Here is a 1,094-nt window from a genome sequence, read left to right as displayed (position 1 = left end):
CGGGTTTTACCATTTTTTACCAATGACTCGCAATGGCACGATGGGCAGTTTGGTCTAGTCTCTGTCATGGGCTAACTCGGTAACATTAGACACTCTTGTCTTATTTTCCTCCATCCTTTCCTTTTTAGGACTACCCTGATGCTCAACAGGTAAATACTGTTACTCCAGAACAGAACCAAATCAATTATGCAACGCAGATTCAGAATTTGGCTCTATCAATGTTTGATGGTTTGAGTAATCTGCGTAAGGATAAATCTACCAATAAGTCTGAAACTGTTGAAAATTCTGCGATTCCCAGTTCTCCTAATCAAATTACTGATGCAGAACGAGATCTGAAACTAGCGCGGGATTGTCGCGAAATACTACAGGTAAAAGGCAGAGATGATGGTAATCATCTTATCTTTGAGCGTCCTGATGGTAAGGGAAACTACAAGTTCAGTCTCGAAAAAGCCTCGGATACAATGACTTTAAACGCGAAGGATCGTCCTGTTAATCCGATTCTGGTGGAGTCGCAGGGGACAGTCATTGAGTCCCATGTTACCGACCTTGATGCGGCAAATATTGCTAGGGCTGTGGAGATGTTAAACGTACAACAATCTAAACCTATTGAAAATTATAAGTAAGTGTGTTTGGTGGTAAAGTTTACAGAGGTGCAAAAACATGAAAAAGCTATTACTCGTTGAATCTCCATCCAAGTGCAAAACCATCCAAGCAATCCTTGGCAGTGAATGGCAAGTGGAAGCTTCCTTTGGGCACTTTACGGAACTAGCTAAAGATGGTGAAGATAGCTTGGGCTTTACCATGCATAAAGATACAAACAAAATTGAATGCCGCTACCAATTGACGGAAGGTAAGGGGCAACAGGTAGTCGCTAAACTTCGGGCTGCTGTGAAGAATGCATCAGAAGTTGTACTTGCTACCGATGGCGATCGCGAAGGTGAGGGAATTGCATGGCATTTACAACAGCAACTCCATCTTCGTAATCCTAAACGGGCTGTCTATAACCAGATTACGCCTACGGCAGTTAAAGTAGCGATCGCCAATGCTCATCAGTTAGATTTGAACCTGATTTCGGCTCAGAGAGCGAGACAATG

2 protein-coding genes are annotated in these 1,094 nt (G+C 43.0%); both read left to right on the top strand.

Annotated features, from left to right (window positions below):
* The first annotated feature begins 206 nt into the window (after positions 1–206).
* Positions 207–623, top strand: a complete 417-nt coding sequence (locus B9G53_RS03400) for a hypothetical protein (RefSeq protein ID WP_217901500.1) — start codon at positions 207–209, stop codon at positions 621–623.
* A 37-nt stretch (positions 624–660) separates the two neighbouring features.
* On the top strand, positions 661–1,094 hold a 434-nt coding region (locus B9G53_RS03395), incomplete at its 3' end, for a toprim domain-containing protein (protein ID WP_254923536.1).

Origin of the sequence: Pseudanabaena sp. SR411 (assembly GCF_002251945.1) — a bacterium.
Taxonomy (GTDB): Bacteria; Cyanobacteriota; Cyanobacteriia; order Pseudanabaenales; family Pseudanabaenaceae; genus Pseudanabaena.
Note: the sequence above shows the minus strand (reverse complement) of the source record. Positions and strands in the feature narration are given on the sequence as shown.